The sequence below is a fragment of the Pseudomonas sp. SIMBA_067 genome, from assembly GCF_046534675.1.
In the GTDB taxonomy this organism is placed as follows: domain Bacteria; phylum Pseudomonadota; class Gammaproteobacteria; order Pseudomonadales; family Pseudomonadaceae; genus Aquipseudomonas; species Aquipseudomonas putida.
The window spans coordinates 1-231 of the sequence record NZ_JAWRYH010001473.1 but is presented as its reverse complement, the minus strand read 5'-3'; the positions used below and the strand labels follow the sequence as shown (position 1 = coordinate 231).

1 protein-coding gene is annotated in these 231 nt (G+C 62.8%); it reads left to right on the top strand.

The features are described from left to right. Window positions 1-231, top strand: a 231-nt coding sequence (locus SB765_RS34320) for a TonB-dependent receptor domain-containing protein (protein WP_410933115.1), incomplete at both ends; no start/stop codon positions are given.

Below are 231 nucleotides of genomic sequence, written 5' to 3'. Positions count from 1 at the left end.
CAGAACAACGTGGCCCAGGTGCCGGTGTACCGCGACGCCCTGGTATCGGTACCCGAGCACGCTGCCAACCTCTCCTCCAAAGGCACCAACTTCCAGCAGACCACCGGCCTGTACCTGCAGGACATGATCGAGCTGAACGAGCACTGGAAGGCCCTGGTCGGCGTGCGTTATGACATCTTTGGCCAGGCGTACGACGACGACCGCGTGCAGAACGTCGACCTCGACCGTACC